At 28.9% G+C, this 19,217-nt stretch carries 18 protein-coding genes and 2 riboswitches; of the genes, 12 read left to right on the plus strand and 6 right to left on the minus strand.

Annotated elements, in window-relative coordinates:
• Positions 1–128 precede the first annotated feature (128 nt).
• Positions 129–1,928: a GTPase HflX gene (gene hflX / locus ACQPUW_RS08095; RefSeq protein WP_430836945.1), complete on the minus strand. Its 1,800-nt coding sequence runs from the start codon at positions 1,926–1,928 to the stop codon at positions 129–131.
• Between the two features lie 180 nt (positions 1,929–2,108).
• Here hflX and hpt point away from each other — a divergent pair, with 180 nt between their 5' ends.
• The gene (gene hpt, locus ACQPUW_RS08100) at positions 2,109–2,633 is read left to right on the plus strand and encodes a hypoxanthine phosphoribosyltransferase (RefSeq protein ID WP_430836946.1); all 525 of its coding nucleotides are present in this window, start codon (positions 2,109–2,111) and stop codon (positions 2,631–2,633) included.
• 487 nt (positions 2,634–3,120) lie between these two features.
• Entirely contained in the window at positions 3,121–3,957 is an 837-nt protein-coding gene (locus ACQPUW_RS08105; RefSeq protein WP_430836947.1) for an LssY C-terminal domain-containing protein, read from the plus strand.
• A gap of 20 nt (positions 3,958–3,977) precedes the next feature.
• On the opposite strand, the gene yunB is transcribed toward ACQPUW_RS08105, so the two are convergent.
• A complete protein-coding gene (gene yunB, locus ACQPUW_RS08110) occupies positions 3,978–4,619 on the minus strand; it encodes a sporulation protein YunB (RefSeq protein WP_430836948.1) in 642 nt (213 codons plus the stop codon).
• A 192-nt stretch (positions 4,620–4,811) separates the two neighbouring features.
• Between yunB and ACQPUW_RS08115 the strand changes: the two genes are divergently transcribed.
• Together ACQPUW_RS08115 and ACQPUW_RS08120 are read left to right on the plus strand one after the other, a co-directional pair.
• Complete coding sequence (locus ACQPUW_RS08115; RefSeq protein WP_430837295.1) at positions 4,812–7,316, plus strand: transglycosylase domain-containing protein; 2,505 nt, start codon at positions 4,812–4,814, stop codon at positions 7,314–7,316.
• A 215-nt stretch (positions 7,317–7,531) separates the two neighbouring features.
• Positions 7,532–8,935, plus strand: coding sequence for an alanine/glycine:cation symporter family protein (locus ACQPUW_RS08120; protein ID WP_430836949.1), 1,404 nt, complete (start codon positions 7,532–7,534; stop codon positions 8,933–8,935).
• A 43-nt stretch (positions 8,936–8,978) separates the two neighbouring features.
• On the opposite strand, the gene ACQPUW_RS08125 is transcribed toward ACQPUW_RS08120, so the two are convergent.
• On the minus strand, positions 8,979–9,809 hold the full coding sequence (locus ACQPUW_RS08125; RefSeq protein WP_430836950.1) for a hypothetical protein: 831 nt from the start codon (positions 9,807–9,809) through the stop codon (positions 8,979–8,981).
• A gap of 227 nt (positions 9,810–10,036) precedes the next feature.
• Here ACQPUW_RS08125 and ACQPUW_RS08130 point away from each other — a divergent pair, with 227 nt between their 5' ends.
• Both ACQPUW_RS08130 and ACQPUW_RS08135 read left to right on the plus strand, forming a co-directional pair.
• Positions 10,037–10,420, plus strand: coding sequence for a YtxH domain-containing protein (locus ACQPUW_RS08130; RefSeq protein ID WP_430836951.1), 384 nt, complete (start codon positions 10,037–10,039; stop codon positions 10,418–10,420).
• On the plus strand, positions 10,420–10,737 hold the full coding sequence (locus tag ACQPUW_RS08135; RefSeq protein ID WP_204593809.1) for a hypothetical protein: 318 nt from the start codon (positions 10,420–10,422) through the stop codon (positions 10,735–10,737). The genes ACQPUW_RS08130 and ACQPUW_RS08135 overlap by 1 nt, the downstream gene beginning before the upstream one ends.
• Positions 10,738–10,767: 30 nt before the next feature.
• Here the strand turns inward: ACQPUW_RS08135 and ACQPUW_RS08140 are convergent, their stop codons facing one another.
• Positions 10,768–11,856: a GNAT family N-acetyltransferase gene (locus ACQPUW_RS08140; protein ID WP_430836952.1), complete on the minus strand. Its 1,089-nt coding sequence runs from the start codon at positions 11,854–11,856 to the stop codon at positions 10,768–10,770.
• A 421-nt stretch (positions 11,857–12,277) separates the two neighbouring features.
• Here ACQPUW_RS08140 and ACQPUW_RS08145 point away from each other — a divergent pair, with 421 nt between their 5' ends.
• The 5 genes from ACQPUW_RS08145 to ACQPUW_RS08165 are packed head-to-tail and all read left to right on the plus strand — an operon-like array spanning position 12,278 to position 16,569.
• Complete coding sequence (locus ACQPUW_RS08145) at positions 12,278–12,817, plus strand: helix-turn-helix domain-containing protein (RefSeq protein ID WP_204593807.1); 540 nt, start codon at positions 12,278–12,280, stop codon at positions 12,815–12,817.
• 35 nt (positions 12,818–12,852) lie between these two features.
• Positions 12,853–13,911, plus strand: a complete 1,059-nt coding sequence (potA, locus tag ACQPUW_RS08150) for a spermidine/putrescine ABC transporter ATP-binding protein (RefSeq protein WP_430837296.1) — start codon at positions 12,853–12,855, stop codon at positions 13,909–13,911.
• The gene (locus tag ACQPUW_RS08155) at positions 13,904–14,743 is read left to right on the plus strand and encodes an ABC transporter permease (protein ID WP_430836953.1); all 840 of its coding nucleotides are present in this window, start codon (positions 13,904–13,906) and stop codon (positions 14,741–14,743) included. Before potA ends, ACQPUW_RS08155 begins: the two co-directional genes overlap by 8 nt.
• Entirely contained in the window at positions 14,737–15,519 is a 783-nt protein-coding gene (locus tag ACQPUW_RS08160) for an ABC transporter permease (RefSeq protein ID WP_430836954.1), read from the plus strand. Before ACQPUW_RS08155 ends, ACQPUW_RS08160 begins: the two co-directional genes overlap by 7 nt.
• Complete coding sequence (locus tag ACQPUW_RS08165; RefSeq protein ID WP_430836955.1) at positions 15,520–16,569, plus strand: ABC transporter substrate-binding protein; 1,050 nt, start codon at positions 15,520–15,522, stop codon at positions 16,567–16,569.
• Positions 16,570–16,612: 43 nt separating this feature from the next.
• Here ACQPUW_RS08165 and ndk read toward each other — a convergent pair whose 3' ends face one another.
• On the minus strand, positions 16,613–17,011 hold the full coding sequence (gene ndk, locus ACQPUW_RS08170) for a nucleoside-diphosphate kinase (RefSeq protein WP_430836956.1): 399 nt from the start codon (positions 17,009–17,011) through the stop codon (positions 16,613–16,615).
• Positions 17,012–17,168: 157 nt separating this feature from the next.
• Between ndk and ACQPUW_RS08175 the strand changes: the two genes are divergently transcribed.
• Entirely contained in the window at positions 17,169–17,441 is a 273-nt protein-coding gene (locus tag ACQPUW_RS08175; RefSeq protein ID WP_430836957.1) for an acylphosphatase, read from the plus strand.
• 60 nt (positions 17,442–17,501) lie between these two features.
• On the opposite strand, the gene ACQPUW_RS08180 is transcribed toward ACQPUW_RS08175, so the two are convergent.
• Complete coding sequence (locus ACQPUW_RS08180; RefSeq protein ID WP_430836958.1) at positions 17,502–18,833, minus strand: alanine/glycine:cation symporter family protein; 1,332 nt, start codon at positions 18,831–18,833, stop codon at positions 17,502–17,504.
• A 70-nt stretch (positions 18,834–18,903) separates the two neighbouring features.
• Positions 18,904–19,000, minus strand: a riboswitch (glycine riboswitch).
• Between the two features lie 2 nt (positions 19,001–19,002).
• Positions 19,003–19,086: riboswitch (glycine riboswitch) on the minus strand.
• Positions 19,087–19,217 lie beyond the last annotated feature (131 nt).

Here is a 19,217-nt window from a genome sequence, read left to right on the forward strand (position 1 = left end):
AACACTACTCCTCTTTTAATCTATTATAACAAAACTGTTTCAATTGTTAAAATACTATTTAAAATTAATAAAGATTCCTAACACAAAACTCTGTATTAGGAATCTTTAAGTAAAAATCTATTTATTTTTTAATCTATTACTTTTATTATATATTCTTTTGTCTTATTATAAGCTTCATCATCTACTTCAACAGTAAGTGCTGTTCCTTCATCTACATACTCTTCTTTTAATATTCTTCCATTTCTATGAAGGAATGAAACAACATCTCCTTTATCATAAGGTATTACGTATTCTGCCTTCTTTAAATTATAAGGAAGCTTAATTTCTATCTGATTTAATAACTCATCTAAATTTATTTCTTCCTTTGCAGAAACTTTAACTATATCATCATAATAAGAAACTTTTTCTTCTATGTTAGATATTTGTTCCTCTGTAGCTTTATCAATTTTATTTAAAACAAGAATTGTCTCTTTATCAATTGATCCAAGTTCTGATAAAACTTCTTCAACAGCCTTTATTTGATCTAATGCATCATCACTTGATACATCAACCACATGACATAAAAGATCTGAATATATAACTTCTTCCAATGTTGATTTAAACGCCTCTACCAAATCATGAGGAAGCTTTCTAACAAATCCTACTGTATCTGTTAATGTTATAAGACCTTTATTTTTAAGTATTACAGCTCTTGTTGTAATATCTAATGTAGCAAATAGCATATCTGCTTCAAATACTTCTTCTTTATTTCTATTATCCTTTGATGCTGCAATGCTACATAGAGTATTTCTTAAAGTTGATTTACCTGCATTTGTATATCCAACTAAAGATACTTTAGGAATGCTTTCTTTGTTTCTTTTCTCTCTTTGCACTTCCCTAGTTTTCTTAATCTTTTTAAGATCTTGATTTAAATCATAAATAGTCTCTCTTATATGTCTTCTATCTGTTTCTAATTTCTTTTCTCCAGGACCTCTAGTACCAATACCTCCTCCTGTTCTTGAAAGTATTGTTCCAAGTCCTTGAAGTCTACTTAATCTGTACTTTAATTGAGCAAGTTCTACTTGTATCTTAGCTTCTTTACTCTTTGCTCTTGTTGCAAATATCTCTAATATTAATGTAGTTCTATCTATAACCTTAGCACCTATTGCGTTTTCAAGATTTCTAACTTGTGATCCTGAAAGTTCATCATCGAATATAACTACATTTGCTCTTTCTGTTTGTCTTAGGTGTGCTATTTCTAAAACTTTACCTCTACCTATATAAAAAGCTGGATCAATTTTACTTCTTCCTTGATATACTTTAGTTAAAACTGGTATGTTACAAGCTTTTGTAAGTTCTGCAAGTTCTTCTAAGCTCTCTCTTGTATCAGAACCTACTAATATAGCTTTTTCACCCTCATCTTCTATTACATCATTTTCTTTTATAAGACTTTCAGTATATCTAATTTTATCTATTATATCTATTGACATTAATTGTTCAAATGATAAATTATTTGTTTCTTCATATACTAAATTATTATTGTATACAGTTAAATTAGCTAATGAAAAGTCTATTACTTTACCATTATATATGCCTATTGCAATAATTGAATCTAACTTAAGCTTTATAAGTGCAGTTAAATCAAGTGCTGAAAGATTACTAAGACCATTTGGATGAGTGTGTATTACTCTTACTCCTGAAAGTCTCTTTTCATGAATATCTAAAACTGGTAATTCAACTGATGTTGAATCTCCTATAGCAACTGATGTAACCTTTCCTTTTCTATCTATGGCTACACTTATCTCTCTTTCTATTTGAGAAGAAAGTCTAGCTATTATATCAATTATTTCTATATTACAAACTTCTTGTTTTTGTGTTTTTATGCTATATAAGGTATCTAATTCTGCAAGAACTGAATTTCTGATTCCTTCTGTGTTTCCTTGTATCATTTAATCACCCTTTTCAAATCTCTATTATTCAATTTGACTATAATTCTATACTAATAGAACTTAATTGTAAACTATGTCAATTAAAATTTTTACTTGATTTTTCTTTTATAATACAGTATTTTATTTATTAAAGAATTATTCAAAGAAGACGAAATATATTTTTACTTGGAGGTTTTATTAATGGAAGATAAAAAACGTAATATTTTATTCTCAGAAGAGCAAATTCAAACAAGAATCGCTGAACTTGGAAAGGTGATAACAGAGGATTATAAAGATAAAAATCTTTATGTATTATCATTACTAAGAGGAAGTTTTATATATGCAGCTGACCTAGTTAGATACATAGATACTAAAGCTAAAATTGGCTTTATGACTACATCAAGTTATGGAAATAATGAATCAAGTTCTGGAAATGTTAAAGTTGTAAATGATATTCCAGATAATATAGAAGGATATGATGTTTTAATAGTTGATGATATAGTAGATAGTGGTATTACTATGGACTTTGTTGTTAATCACGTAAAAAAATTAGGTGCTAAATCAATAAAAACTTGTGTGCTATTAGACAAACCTTCAAGAAGAAAAGTTGAAATAACTCCTGATTATTGTTGCTTTGAAATTGAAGATTTATTCGTGGTAGGTTATGGATTAAACTATGGCGACCACTATAGAAATGTTCCTTATGTTTTCAATTGGGAATGCTAGAAATTTAATTTAATCAATACTAAACCTAGATAAGTTTAAATTTATCTAGGTTTAGTAATTTTTAATTATTATAAATTATAGTTTAACTATATAATTTTTTACGAATTATACATATTCTTATCCAAATTCAGTTAAGCAAAAAGACTAAGGTCAATATAATCTTAGTCTTTTTGCTTAACTTAAAATCATATATAAATATCTTTTCTATATTGGCATTTTAAATACCTCTTCTTTAAATGACTCTTTGAAGATATAAAGTCTACAAAATAAAGATCTAACAATTAACCATAACTTCTAAGTATAATTTTATACTACCACTTTAAATTCCTAAGTAAAAATTATATAACACTCATCATTTATATTTATTTTATATGTATAGTGTAAATAAACTAATATCATATGTTTAACAAAAATTTGTACCAAAATAAAAATACTAATTAAAGTGTTATAATTTAATCAAATAATTTGCAAAGGAGGTATAACTACTATGAAAAACACAGGGAATTATCAAGAAAATAAATTAAATTTAATATTAAGATTCTTCAGATTCATTATTACTATTTTTTTAGCAATTCTATTATATGAAGCAATATTTTCTAATATTTTCACTAAAAAATTTCATACGGTACTATATATTCTTTTATGGTTATATATATCGTATATAATTTTACCGATAATAATTAGATTTATAACCAAACTTTATTTACCTGATTATTTCATAGGTAGAACAAAAACCAATGATGGTTTGTTTGGAGATCCTATAAATATTGCTTTTTTGGGAGATAAAGAAAACATAATAGAAGCATTTAAGCTTAATGGTTGGCATATAGCCGATAATCTAGGCCTTAAATCATCAATTAAAATTGGATTAGCAAGTGTATTTTCTAAGTCTTATCCTTGCGCTCCAGTTAGCTCTCTATTCCTATTTACTAGAAAACAGGATATAACTTTTGAAAAAGAAGTCTATGGTAACCCTAGAAAAAGACATCATATACGTTTATGGAAAACTCCAGAGGAATGGTACTTGCCAGGAGGCTTTCAAGCAGATTGGTTAGCTTCAGCAACATATGATAAAAATATAGGATTATCTTTATTCACTGGTCAAATAACACATAAGATTGATTCAAATATAGATGCTGAAAGAGATTTTGTAATTCAATCTTTAAAAGAAAAAGATACCATAGAAGATGTAAAATTAGTTCAACATTTTACAAGTAGCTATCATGGTCGAAATGGTGGTGGTGATCGTATTTATACTGATGGCTCTTTACCTTTTGTAAAAATTAAAGATATAAATAATATTAATATAAAAAGTATCAAGTAGCTAAAGCTACTTGATACTTTTTATTTATTTAAATCTATAGCTGTATCTGGTATATCTCCAACTATTATTGTTTCTGAAAGTGGTATCTGAGTGTTAACTTCCATTTCAGTATTATACATAGGTATGATTATTCTTATTATTGCTTTTACATTTAAATATATCTTATGCCTAGTTTGATTAATCCCAGCACTTTCAAATACAGATTCATATGAGGTTTCTATATTGCCAAGGGGCTCCATTTCTATTGTAATTTTTGGTCCTAAGTTATAATAAATACTCTTATCAGTCATCCAACCAAGTGGTACCTCTATCCCCTTCTCTCCAAATTCTTCTAGCTTTTCATTACATTTTATAGATATCTCTCCAGTTATCTTATTAAGTAACACTGTATTAGCTTGAATTAAATTTATTTTATTGTCTTTATCCCTACCTATCATTATTATCTCTTTACCTGCAGCTTTTTCATCAAAAGTCTCTATACTAACTTGATTAATTGTCTTAATAGCTTCTGCTCTCATCATAGTTTCAGATATTGCCAAAACAGAAGGCATTACTTTCTTATCAAAAACAACTAATAATAGATTAAAAAGTATAAAAATGGTGATAATAATAGCTATAAATGATTTATATCTTCTTTTACGCGCTCTTGTATAATATTTCATATAACACCTTTTTATTGAGTTATTGATTTACTCATATTATAATTATGCTATAATGGTTAAGAATATTATTCATTAATTTTAAATGATTGGGAGGAAGATATGGCGGATAAAAAAGACACAAACAAAGATAAAAACGTTAAAAAGAGCCAAGCTTCAAAGATAAATGATTCGAAATCAAAATCGAATAAAAATATTTCTAAGAAATCTAAAAAGAAAAAAATCTTTAAATGGATTGGACTTAGTATTTTATTTGCATTCTTAGCAATAGCAGTAATTGGTGTAGGTTATGTAGTTGCGGTGGTTAAGAATACTCCACCTATAGATATTAATAAAGTTGTCAACGTTGACCAAACTCTTCAAGCCTATGATAATAAGGGTGAATTTATAGCATCCCTTCACGGTAAAGAAGATTATCAAAAAGCAACATCTGATGAGATACCACAAAATCTTAAAGATGCTATAGTATCTATAGAAGATGAAAGATTTTATGAACATAATGGTATTGATATCAAGAGAATTCTTGGAGCAGTAGCTAATGATGCTATTTATGTAGTAACTGGAAAAGGTGGTCTTCAAGGTGCATCTACTATAACACAACAATTAGTTAAGAATACTATTTTAACTAATAAACAAACAATTGAGAGAAAAGTAAGTGAAATGTATCTTTCATTAGAACTTGAAAAGATGCTTTCAAAAGATGAAATATTAACTGCTTACTTAAATCATTTCCCAGTAGGGGGAGTTGCTTATGGTGCTCAAGCCGGTGCACAAATGTATTTTGATAAGGATGTTAAAGATTTAAGTCTTATACAATGTGCTTATCTTGCAGGTGTAACTCAAGCACCTACATCTTATAGTGCTTTCACCCCTAGAAATGAAAAAGATCCTAGCATTTATATAAATAGAACTAAAACTGTTTTATCTAAAATGTTAGAGCATAATTATATTACTCAAGATGAATACAATAAAGCAATTAAAGATTTAGATGCTGGAAAACTTAATTTTAAAAAGTCTAAAACTGACTATAGACTTCCATATGAAGACTTCATATACCCTGCTGTAGATCAAGTAAAAAAAGACTTAAAAGAAAAGTATAAGTATAGTGATGAACAGGTAGAAAATCTTATCCAAACTGGCGGACTTAAAGTTTACACAACTATGGATAAAAATTTACAAGACTATGCTCAGAAAGTACTAAATAATTATAATAACTATGGAATGAATGGTTCTGATAAACTTGGTAAAGATGGTGTTCCTTTATTACAAGCATCAGCTACAATTACAGATTACAGAACTGGTGAGGTTATTACAATGGTTGGTGGTAGAGGTGATCAAGGAGCTAGATCTCTTAATAGGGCCTATGATGCTCTAAGATCAGTTGGTTCTTCAATAAAACCACTTACAGTATATGGTCCTGCTATAGATACTAAAAAGGCAACAGCTGCATCTGTAGTAGACGATGCTCCAATTCCAAAATCAGTACTATCATTTAGTCCAAAAAATTCGCCTGATACTTATCAAGGATTAATTCCACTTAGAGAATCTTTAAGAGTATCTAGTAACGTTGGTGCTACTTTAACCCAACAGCTTATGGTTGGAGATGCTACATCATTAGCATATGGTGAAAAATTCGGGCTTAAATTTAATAGTAATTCAAGAAATCAGTCAACTTATGCCTTAGGACAATTTGATAATTCACCTAGCGATCCTGATGGTGGTAATACTTATATTATGGCATCAGCTATAGGTACATTTGGTAACAATGGTGTATATGTCAAACCTAGATTATATACTAAAGTTGTAGATGAAAATGGAAAGGTACTTTTAGATAGTACAAAGCAAGAAGATAAAATCTTATCTCCTCAAGCTGCTTATATCGTATATGATATGATGAAAGGACCTTTAACTTATAATGCTCAAAGAGCTAATTTAGGTGCTATGCCAGCTGCTGGTAAGACTGGTACTTCTTCTGATAGTAAAGATTACTGGTTTGCAGGATTAACTCCTCATTTAAGTGGTGCAGTTTGGGTAGGTTATGATAATCAAGCATCAATTAAAGGTGGAGGCTCTGGTAGAACTGCTTCTAACCTTTGGGGATTAATTATGAAAAAGGCTAATGAAGGTTTAAGCACTAAAGATATAGTAAAGCCTTCTGGAATAGTTGAAGTTTCAGTATGTAAGGATTCTGGATTGCTTGCAACTGATTTATGTAGAAATGATCCTAGAGGAAATAGAGTTTATACAGAAATGTTTATTGATGGTACTCAACCAACAAGCTACTGTGAAACTCACGTAAGTGCTAGAGTTAATAGTATAACTGGACTGCTTGCAACTGATAATACGCCACCAGGATTAATAACAAATAGAATCTTTATAAAGAAGGATAATCCAAATAGCGTAACTGCAGATTATAAATATGTTCTTCCAACTTCATATGATAGCATGACATCAATGCCACCAAGTGAAGATAAGGATAAGGATAAAAACAAAGATAAAGATAAAGACAAAGATAATAAACATGATGAAGATAAACCTAATAATGAAAATACATCTCCATCAGATAATAACAATAATAACGAAAATAATACTGATACTGAAAATAAACCAGTAACCACTCCACCAACTCCTCCATCACAAGGAACTACTTCTGGCGGAAGTAATTCAGGAGGAAATTCACAAAGAAATAAGCAAAATTAATTTTATAATAACCACCACAAATTGTGGTGGTTATTTTTATTTTCAAAATATGAATTTTGTAAAATACTCTCTTGCAGCAAAATATATATTTTATATTTTTTTAACTATTTTATTCAATAAATTGTATATCTATGAATTTTTTATTACACATTCTTGCATTTCTATTCTTTTTATTATAAAATATAATATATTATATAGTTTAGGGAGGGGAAAAAATGGAATTATTAAATAATTTTATTTTACAATTTAATGATATTTTATGGACGTACATTTTAATAGCACTGTTATTAATTTTAGGTGCGTATTTTACTTTTAGGACTAAATTCGTACAATTTAGATACATAAAAGAAATGTTTAGATTGCTAGGAGATGGATTCTCAGCAGAGAAAAAGAAAGGGAGTATTTCTTCTTTCCAAGCATTCTGTATTAGTACAGCTTCAAGGGTTGGTACTGGAAACTTAGCAGGTATTGCAATTGCAATATCAGTCGGTGGTCCTGGTGCAATATTCTGGATGTGGTTAATTGCACTTATAGGTGCTGCTTCAAGCTTTGTTGAATCAACTTTAGCTCAAATATATAAGCAAAAAAATGCGGATGGTTCCTTTAGAGGTGGTCCTGCTTACTACATGGAAAAGGGCCTAAATAAAAGATGGATGGGAGTAATATTCTCAATACTTATAACTATAGCTTTTGGATTAATCTTTAACTCAGTTCAATCAAATACTATTACTTTAGCATTTCAAGATGCCTTTGGAGTAGATAGACTAGTTGTCGGTATTATTTTAACTTTAATTACTCTTTTCGTAATATTTGGAGGAGTTCATAGAGTAGCAAAGGTTTCAGAAATTTTAGTTCCAATAATGGCTTTAACTTATATTGCAGTTGCAATATTTATATTAATATTAAATATTACTGAAGTACCTTCAGTGATAAAATTAATATTTGAAAATGCTTTTGGATTTAAAGAAATAGCTGGTGGTACACTAGGTGGTGCTATGCTTATGGGTGTTAAGAGAGGTCTTTTCTCAAATGAAGCTGGTATGGGTAGTGCTCCAAATGCCGCTGCTACAGCTGATGTAACTCACCCTGTTAAGCAAGGTCTTATTCAAACATTAGGTGTGTTTACAGATACATTAATTATTTGTAGTTGTACTGCATTTATAATTCTTCTATCAGGTGTTGATTATACTGATGGAACAATTACAGGAATACAACTTACTCAAAAAGCTTTAAGCGCTGAAGTAGGTGGATGGGGAAATTCATTTATAGCTATATGTATACTTCTATTTGCCTTTAGTTCTATAGTCGGTAATTACTATTACGGAGAATCTAACATAGAATTCTTAACTGAAAAGAAATCTTATCTATTTATATATAGAATTTTTGTAATAGCTATGGTATTCTTTGGATCAGTTGCAGAAATTCAAATAGTTTGGAATTTAGCCGATGTATTCATGGGACTTATGGCTATTGTAAACTTAATCGCTATAACATTACTTAGTAAGCAAGCATTTGCTGCATTACGTGATTATACAGAACAAAAAAGATCCGGTATCAAAGAACCTTTATTTAAATCTTCTTCAATACCTGGACTTAAAAATGTATCTGAGTGGAATTAATAAAAACAGTAGGTATTTAAATACCTACTGTTTTTTGGTTAAGTTATTTTACTTCAGTTTTCTCTACTATATTACTAAATGTATTTATTATTCTACCTGAACTTGATCCTATAAAATAAACATTGCTTTCTTTATTATTTGATACACTTATTACATAACAAAGTTCTAGTTTCTTACCTTCTTCTCTTCCACTAGCAAAAGCTAGGTATGTATCTGAAGATATCTTACCATCCTTATTGGTATCATTAAATGCTTTTAATGCTTTCTTCTCTGCCTCATCCTTTGATACATTAATTTTAATCTCCTTGTGATTATCATCTTTAGTCTTATTTAGGTATCCTTGAAGTTTACCATTGCTCTTATTTATGTTCATTATAACTTCCTCTGAATAATATGGATATCCATCTTCGTATTTAGAAAAAACAACTGAATAAAATGGTGAATCTTCTTTTATATCATTATTGTTAGTATTAGTTTCCTTTATCCTGTAATCACCAGTACATATTTTTGATAAGTAAACCTTTGCAATATCTTGTGCTTCTTTAAAATCAATATTTACTACTTTACTTAATTTAATATTATCTGCAAAACTAATTACATTAAAATCCTTATCTAAATCTACTCTATAATTATCACTTATTAAAGAATATATTTCTTTATTTTTTTCTGCACCTGTTTTTTCTTCTAATTTAAATTTTATATTACTATCATTTTTTTCAATAATGTTTTCATTTTGCAATTTTTTAATAAACTTATCTGCTTCAACTATTTGTTTTCTCCCCTGACCAAAGTAAGTATACAGTAAAATTGGTATCATTACTATAAGCACAACTAATATTGCTATGCTAATATATCTCCCTTTTTTTCTTCCCATAATGTCCCTCCATTTAAGTAAATACATGCCTAATTATATAATTATTTTACACTAATCCTTTTATTTATGGAATACTATAAAAAACAATTTATGTACTTTTTAAACTACTTACATCATATATGAACATTGTTATAATTCCCCTCCTTTGCGGTGTCTTTCCTATTAATGTTATAGTATAATAAGTTTAAGAAATTTATCATATTTTTACTATTAGAGGAGGTTATTGTATGAGTTTATCAACATTAATAGAACAAAAGAGAAAAGCAAAAATTAGACAAGCACAAAAAAAGACTGCTAAAACATTAGCTGCTGGTGTAACAGTTGGTGCAATTGCAGGTGCTTTAAGTGGAGTTTTACTTGCTCCAAAATCAGGTAAAGAAACAATTAAAGATATAAAGGGTACAGCTAAAGATGTTAATGATAAAGTAAGAGCTCACGCTACTAAAGCTACAGCTAATTGCAAAAATAATATCTTAGATGCTAAATCAAAGATTAAAGATTATTTAAATAGTAAAAACCAAGCTACTGAAGTAGAATCTACCTTACCTAATGAAAAGGAAGTTGAAGAAGTAGTAGATGAAAAAGTAGAATCTGTAGAGGAAAATAAATAATGTATATTAACGTAGTTGATTTATTTTGGCTTTTTATTGGAATATTAGGTGCAGTAGCATTAATCATTTTAATACTTTGCTTACTAAAACTTTCAAGTGTTTTAAACAGAGTTGATACTCTTTTAGATCAAAATAAGAAAAATCTTGACACTACTTTAACTAACGTTAAAGATATTTCTGATAATGTTAAAGATATCAGTGATGTTGCAACAGAAGCTACAGCAGATGCTATAGTTGTAAAAGAAAATCTAACAGATCAACTTAATACCATAAAAGATATTATAAGTATCGCTACAAGCGTATTTTTAAAGAAATAAAAAAAGCAAGTGGAATTTTTCTTTTTCCACTTACTTTTTTAACCCTATTTCACATGCTAATTTTTCTTCTAAATCATTCCCACCAATTTTTTTGATAAGATTAAGATATAATTCTAAATTTCCCATTATATTTGTGCTTAACATCAATTTCCCATTATCAGTATAATTTCTTTTCACTAACCTAAAATCACTTTTTTCCATATCAAGCCCATCAATCCAATCTCCATAAGGAACTAGAACCCCACTTAATTCTTTGCAACTTGCTAAGTAGTAAATACCTTCATTAAGAGCACAAATAAAGTCACACTCACTATAATAACTTAATATGTTATCAATGACCTTTTCCCTACTTTCTTTTGAAACTATATTCTTTCCGCCTGGAACTATTAATACATTGAGCTTTTTTATATCTTCATTTTTATTAACCTGTAATTTTATATTTTTACTAATATTAATTTCATTATCAATATTAATCCCATAAACATTAAACATTCTCTTACCTATAATATTATTAGCTTTATCAAATAACTCTTTTGCCATAGTATAATCAAGCATATTCATATTATTTATCATTAATATTCCTATATTAGTATTTGTTCCTTTCTCAAAATTTAAAAATTCTTCTTTTGTTATCCTTATTGTTGTCTTTCCACTAAATTTTCTTACTTCTTCAAATCCTATCTTTTGAGCTACCCTTTCTCCTTCCACCGTTATTACATTATCCATTAGCATATCTCCACCAAATTCTACAAAGTAATATTCAAGAAGCAACCTGACCGCTTCTTCACCATATCCTTTATTCCTATAATCTGAATGGACTTTAACATTAAACCGTGCAATTTTAGTTGCAGAGTCATAACCATGGAAACTAACTTCCCCTACAGGCTTGTCTGCATTAGTATAGATAAGGCAATAAAAATTCTTTCCGTCTGTTGGAGCAACCATTTTTTTATAAAACATTTCCCATTTATTTTGCGAAAAATTAAATACTCCACCAATATCCTTCATGGTATCTTTATGGCCCCAAAGTTCTTGAACAAATTTTAGTTCATTATACTCTGGTTGCTTTATATATACTTTTTTACCATTCCTTCTATATAATCCTTCTCTTAGATTCATTCTAATCACCTTTATTAAAAATTCACCCTTCTAAATTGTAACTATTTTAACTTTACTTTATTATAACAAATTTTCGCCACTTTTTTATATATTAATAAATTTTTATTGTTTATACATTATTTTTCATATTTTAATAAATTTTAGAAAAATATCTTTGCCAACTTTTTGAAATTATTCACTATTTTTTAAAAATCTTAGTATTACTAAACTTTTCTTACTCTTTTTTTAAACTTATTCTAAAACTAATCTTCTATATCCCTTTAGCCTCAATGAATAAGCTACAAATTTTTTTTATATTTTTTTGTTAAATATATTGATTTTTTTGCATATAGTAATTATAATTAGTCTTGTTTGTTTAGTAATCTTAAACTTTATGTTTAGTAACAGTGATATTTTTTAAATAGAAATGGTGGTGTGAAGAATGGAAATTGGCGATAAAATTAGAAGTCTTAGAATTGCTAAAGGGCTTACTCAAGAAGAATTAGCCAATAGATGTGAATTATCTAAAGGTTTTATTTCTCAAGTTGAAAATGATTTAACTTCCCCATCTATTGCTACTTTAGTAGATATTTTAGAAATTTTAGGAACTAATTTAACTGAATTCTTTAGTGAAAATGGTGAAGAAAGAATTACTTACAAAAGTGATGATATGTTTGAGACTGAAGATGAAGACTTAAAATATAGTTTGAAATGGTTAGTACCAAGTGCTCAAAAAAATGATATGGAGCCTATTATGCTAACTTTAGAACCTGATGGTCGATACATAGAGGAAGAACCTCATGAAGGAGAAGAATTTGGATTTGTATTAAATGGAAGTGTAATACTTCATTTAGGCGATAAAAGTTATAAAGTAAAAAAAGGTGAAAGCTTTTATTTTAAGCCTAAACTAAATCATTATCTTTCAAATCCAGGAAAGACAGTTGCAAAGTTAATCTGGATAAGTACTCCCCCATCATTTTAATATTCTTTAATTTTAAATTCTAGAAAGAGGTGTTTATTATGAATGATAACATTCTAATGCTAAAAGGTATAAGTAAAAAGTATGAAGATAATGAGGTGCTTAAAACACTTAATCTTAATATAAAGAAAAATGAATTTTTAACTCTATTAGGTCCAAGTGGATGTGGTAAAACAACTACATTAAAAATAATTGCTGGATTTGAAACAGCAGATAATGGAAAAGTTATATTTGGTGATAAAGATATGGCAAGCCTTCCATCCCACAAAAGACCTGTAAATACTGTATTCCAAAAATACGCTTTATTTCCTCATATGAACGTATATGACAATATAGCTTTTGGATTAAAAATAAAGAAAACACCTAAGGAAGAAATTAAGGAAAAAGTAACTGAAATGCTTAAACTAGTTGCACTTAGTGGCTTTGAAAAAAGAAGTATAGAATCACTAAGTGGAGGTCAACAACAAAGAGTTGCCATAGCAAGAGCTCTAGTTAATGAACCTGAAGTTTTACTTCTTGATGAACCTTTAGGTGCATTAGACTTGAAGCTTAGAAAAGAAATGCAAATTGAGCTTAAAAAAATTCAACAAAGATTAGGTATTACTTTTATATTTGTAACTCATGATCAAGAAGAAGCTCTTACTATGTCAGATACTATAGTTGTTATGAATAAAGGAGTTATTCAACAAATGGGAACTCCTCAAGATATATATAATGAACCAGCAAATGCATTTGTTGCCGACTTCATTGGTGAAAGTAATATAGTAGATGGTATAATGCACGAAGACTTTAAAACAGAGTTTTGCGGAAAAATATTTGAAAGTGTTGATAAAGGCTTCGATAAAAATGAAGCAGTTGATATAGTTATTAGACCAGAAGATATAAAAATTGTTAAACCTGAAGATGGAATGCTTAAAGCAAAAGTTATATCTGTTATATTTAAGGGAGTTCACTATGAAATAGAAATAGAAGTTGAAAATTGTAATAAGAGATGGATTATACACAATACTAAGTCTGCTGATATAGGCTCAATTATTGGAATAGATATATATCCAGAAGATATTCATGTAATGAAAAAGGTGACAGAAAATGAATAATAAGAAAAGAAGTTTTGCAGCTTATCCATATGTAGTATGGAGTGCTCTATTTATAGTAATTCCTTTATTAATGATTTTATTTTTCAGTTTAACAATTGATTCTGGGTCAGGTTATCAGTTTTCAACTGAAAATTTCCAAAGACTTATGAATCCACAATATATTAGAATATTTGGTCGTTCACTTTCTCTAGCTTTTATATCAACAGTTGTTTGCTTAATTATAGGTTACCCAGTAGCTTATATTGTTGCAAAAATGCCAGAGAATAAACGTAATTTAATTATTATGCTGTTTATATTACCAATGTGGATGAACTTCTTATTAAGAACATATGCTTGGTTACCTATCTTAGGTAAGAACGGTATAATAAATAACTTTTTAGGAATTTTCGGCGTAGAGCCAATTCAATTCCTTTATACAAACGGAGCTATTTTACTTGGTATGATATATAATTTCTTACCATTTATGATACTACCTATATATACAGTATTATCTAAAATAGATCAAAATTTAGTAAATGCAGCATCAGACCTTGGAGCAAATAGAAAACAAACTTTTATAAGAGTTATACTTCCACTTAGTATTCCTGGCGTAATCTCTGGAATAACAATGGTGTTTATGCCAGCTGTTTCAACATTCGTTATTTCAAGATTGTTAGGTGGCGGAAAAGAAATGTTAATTGGTAATGTTATAGAACAACAATTTACAACTATGAGTGACTGGCACTTTGGATCAGCACTAGCAATTATATTAATGATATTAATATTAATATCTATGGCACTAATGTCAAGATTTGATGGTGAACAAAACGAAGGTGGTGGTCGTTTATGGTAAGTAGATTTGAAAAATTTATAAAAAAATTCTATTTAGCTATAATCTTTATATTTTTATACGCACCAATTGTTACTTTGATGGTATTTTCTTTTAATGATTCAAAGTCAATGGGAAAATGGAATGGATTTACTTTTAAATGGTATGGAGAATTAATTCATAATGATTCTTTAATGGAAGCATTATATTATACTATTTTAATTGCAGTAATAGCTTCTGTTGTCGCAACTATTATAGGTACAATTACAGCTATTGGTATTCATAATATGAAGGGAAGAAAAAAATCATTATTATTGAATGTAAATAATTTACCTATAATAAATCCAGATATAGTTACTGGTGTTGCTTTAATGAGTTTATTTATATTCTTAAAGTTCGATTTTGGATTTAATACAATGTTACTAGCTCATATATCTTTTGATATTCCTTATGTAATATTGTCTGTACTTCCAAAGCTTAGACAACTTCCAGATAATACAATAGAAGCTGCTATGGACCTTGGCGCTACTCCTTGGTATGCAATGCGAAAGGTTATAATACCACAAATAAAACCTGGAATATTTGCAGGATTTTTAATGGCATTTACTATGTCAATTGATGATTTTGTAATTAGTTTCTTCACTACAGGACCTGGTGTTACAAACCTTTCAATTGAAATTTACTCAATGGCAAGACGTGGTATTAAACCTGAAATTAATGCACTTTCTACATTAATGTTCGTAACAGTCTTAATATTGTTACTACTAGTTAATAAAAAGAAAAAAGTAGAGGTGAACTAGATGAAAAAATTTAAACTTTTCAGCGCATTAGCCTTAAGCGCAGTGCTTGTTGTAGGACTATTCACTGGATGCGGAAATAAAGCAGATGCAACTACTTCAAAACAACTTAATATATACAACTGGGGAGATTATATAGATCCTGAATTAGTTACTAAATTTGAGGAAGAAACAGGTATAAAAGTTAATTACAATACCTATGACACCAATGAAACTATGTATTCAAAAATCAAAGATGGTTCTAGTAATTACGATTTAATAGTACCCTCTGAGTATATGGTTGAAAAAATGATTAAAGAAAATCTTTTAGATAAAATAGATTTTAATGAGATTCCAAATTATAAATATATAGGTAAAGAGTTTAAGCATCTTGCTTATGATCCTAAAGATGAGTATTCAGTTCCTTATATGTGGGGTACTATAGGTATAGTTTATAATCCTGATATAGTAAAGAAACCTGTAGATAGCTGGAATATTCTTTGGGATAAAGATTATAAAGGCCAAATTGTTATGTTCGATTCTGTTAGAGATGCTATGGCAATTTCACTTAAAAGACTTGGCTACTCTATGAATTCAACAGATCCAAAACAAATAAGCGAAGCAACTGAAGCTTTAATTCAAGAGAAACCTCTAGTTCAAGCTTACATGGTTGATGAAGTTAAAGATGCAATGATAAGTGGCGAAGCTGCTATTGCACCTGTTTGGTCAGGAGATGCTCAATATATAATGAATGAAAACCCTAAAATTAAATTTGTAATTCCTAAAGAAGGTACAAATAAATGGTTTGACGCTTTAGCTATTCCTAAAGGTGCAAAGCACAAAAAAGAAGCTGAAGAATTTATAAACTTCTTATGTAATCCAGAAAATGCACTTCAAAATGTTGAATATATAGGATATCAAACTCCAAATACTAAAGCTTTTGAAATGTTACCTAAGGAAATACAAGAACAATACCCAAGTGAAAAAGACCTTAAAAATTCTGAAGTATTTAATGACTTAGATCACAAAACATTATTAGAATACAATGATGCATGGATTAAAGTTCGTTCTTAATATTAAAAAGACAATCAAGATTAATTCTCGATTGTCTTTTATTTTATTTAAACCAAAGTTCTATCTCTCTATTAGCACTTTCAACTGAATCTGATGCATGTACACAATTTTCAGTTGAATTTTTTCCATACAAGGCCCTTATTGTTCCCTCATCTGCTTTCTTAGGGTTAGTTGCTCCATTTATTTTTCTAATCCTATCTATTGCATTATCTCCTTCTAATATTAATGCACATAGGGGACCTCTAGTAATATAATTTATTAACTCCTCAAAAAAAGGCTTTCCTATATGTTCTTTATAATGCTTCATTGCAAATTCCTTATTAATAGTCATCATCTTAAGTCCAACAACTTTAAGTCCTGCTTCCTCATACATAGAAATTATTTTTCCTATTATATTTTTCTCCACTCCATCTGGTTTTATAAGAACTAAACTCTTCTCCATACAACCTCCATAAATTCCCTTTTTATTTTATTCTAAATTATATCTTGTTTATTTTCAATATTTTTTCCTAATATTAGTAGTATTTTTACCCTTTATATCTAAATAGTTCATCCTATGATATAATAATTGATAATATGTTATTGAAAGGATGAGGTTTATGTTTAGGATAAAAGCCTTAGTTAGTGGTCGTGTTCAAGGTGTAGGGTTTAGGTACTTTGTTCAGATTAATGCCTTAAAATATAATTTAACTGGATGGGTTAAAAACCTATCTGATGGAGATGTATCCCTAGAAGTTCAGGGAAATAAAATAGATATTGAAAAGTTTTTAGGAATATTAAAAGATGGAAATCGATTTGCTAAAGTACGAAATATATCTGTACATGAAATAGACTCCGACCCTTTAGAGAAAAAGTTTAAAGTAACTTATTAGCAGAAAAGTAATATAATATAAAAGAGCTAGTCTAAATAATTATTTAGACTAGCTCTTTATTTATTTTATATCTCTAAGAAATTTATTTGTTTCATCAAATACAACTTTTCTTAAAGCAATTATTGCAATTAAATTTGGTATAGCCATAAGACCATTTACTATATCAGCAGAAATGAAAATTATATCTAATGATATAAAAGCACCAACTGCTACTAAAGCTATATAAAGTATCTTAAATGGAATTATTGCCTTCTCACCAATTAAGTATTCTACACATTTCTCTCCATAGTAATTCCATCCTAAGATTGTTGTAAATGCAAAGAATATAAGCCCAACATTAACTATATATTTCCCAATTAAAGCAATAGGAAAACCAACCTCAAAAGCTGCAGTTGTTAAGCTTGCACCATCAAGTGGTGAAGTATACATTCCTGTAAGGACTATTACTATACCTGTCATTGTACAAATTATTATCGTATCAAAGAAAGTACCAGTCATAGATATTAATCCTTGTCTTGCAGGTGAGTTTGTTTTTGCAGCAGCTGCTGCTATTGGTGCACTTCCAAGTCCAGCTTCATTTGAAAATACACCTCTACTTATTCCTCTTTGCATAACCATAATAATAGATACACCAGCTGCTCCTCCAAGCGCTGCCTGTGGATTAAATGCACTATCTACTATTATTTTAACAGCTGTAGGAATAGATTGTATATTAAATACTATAACGATAACTACTCCAATTATATAAAGTAATGCCATAAATGGAACAATAGCTTCTGATACTTTAGATATTCTTTGTATTCCTCCTAAAGTTACCATTGCAACTAATATAGTAACTATAATTGCAGTTACAATTACAGGTACATTAAATCCTGTCTTTAAAGCTTCTGAAATAGATTTTACTTGTGCAAATGTTCCAATTCCAAATAGTGCAACTAGAACTCCAAATAATGCAAATATTTTGGCAAGCCATTTAACTCCCATACCATTTTGTATATAGTACATTGGCCCACCTTTTACAACTCCATTTTCATCAAATTCTCTGTACTTTATAGCAAGAACACCTTCTGCATATTTAGTTGCCATTCCAAAAAATGCTGCAACCCACATCCAAAATAATGCTCCAGGTCCACCAGCTTTAATTGCTGTTGCAACACCAACTATATTACCAGTACCAATGGTAGCTGAAAGAGCTGTACATAAAGCACCAAAACTTGATACATCACCTTTTGCTCCCTCTTCTTTTTCAAATATAAATTTTAAAGCCTTAGGTAATTTTGTTATTTGTAAAAACCTAAGTTTAAATGTTAAATACACTCCCGTTCCTAATAATAAGATTAGAAGTGGTGGACCCCATACAAAAGAGTCAATACTTGTTAAAATTTTTTCCATAAAAAATCCTCCTAAATTTAAAAATTCCGGAGGAGATTAAATAAAGCTAAATTACTTAGCTTCAAAAAATCCCCTGTCCTTTTACCTGAGAGTTTCAGCAGAAAAATAAATTTCATCTGCCTTGCTCCTTCGGTGCTCAAAATATATATTTTGAGGCTCTCCAGAGGCTCGTCCAGTAGCGGTCCTAATACCTGAAAGATTTCCCTCTTCGGTGGATTGATATAAAAATCAATCTCTCTCCCACTACCTTCATCCGAACATATTGAATTGTGATTATATTATATATATAAAATTAATGTAAATCAAGTTTTTTGTAATATTATATTCTTCTCTTTTATTTTTGTTATTTTCTCTACATTTATTTTATGTTTATTGTTATAAAAT

It is taken from the genome of Clostridium sardiniense (assembly GCF_050584765.1).
Lineage (GTDB): Bacteria > Bacillota > Clostridia > Clostridiales > Clostridiaceae > Clostridium > Clostridium sardiniense_A.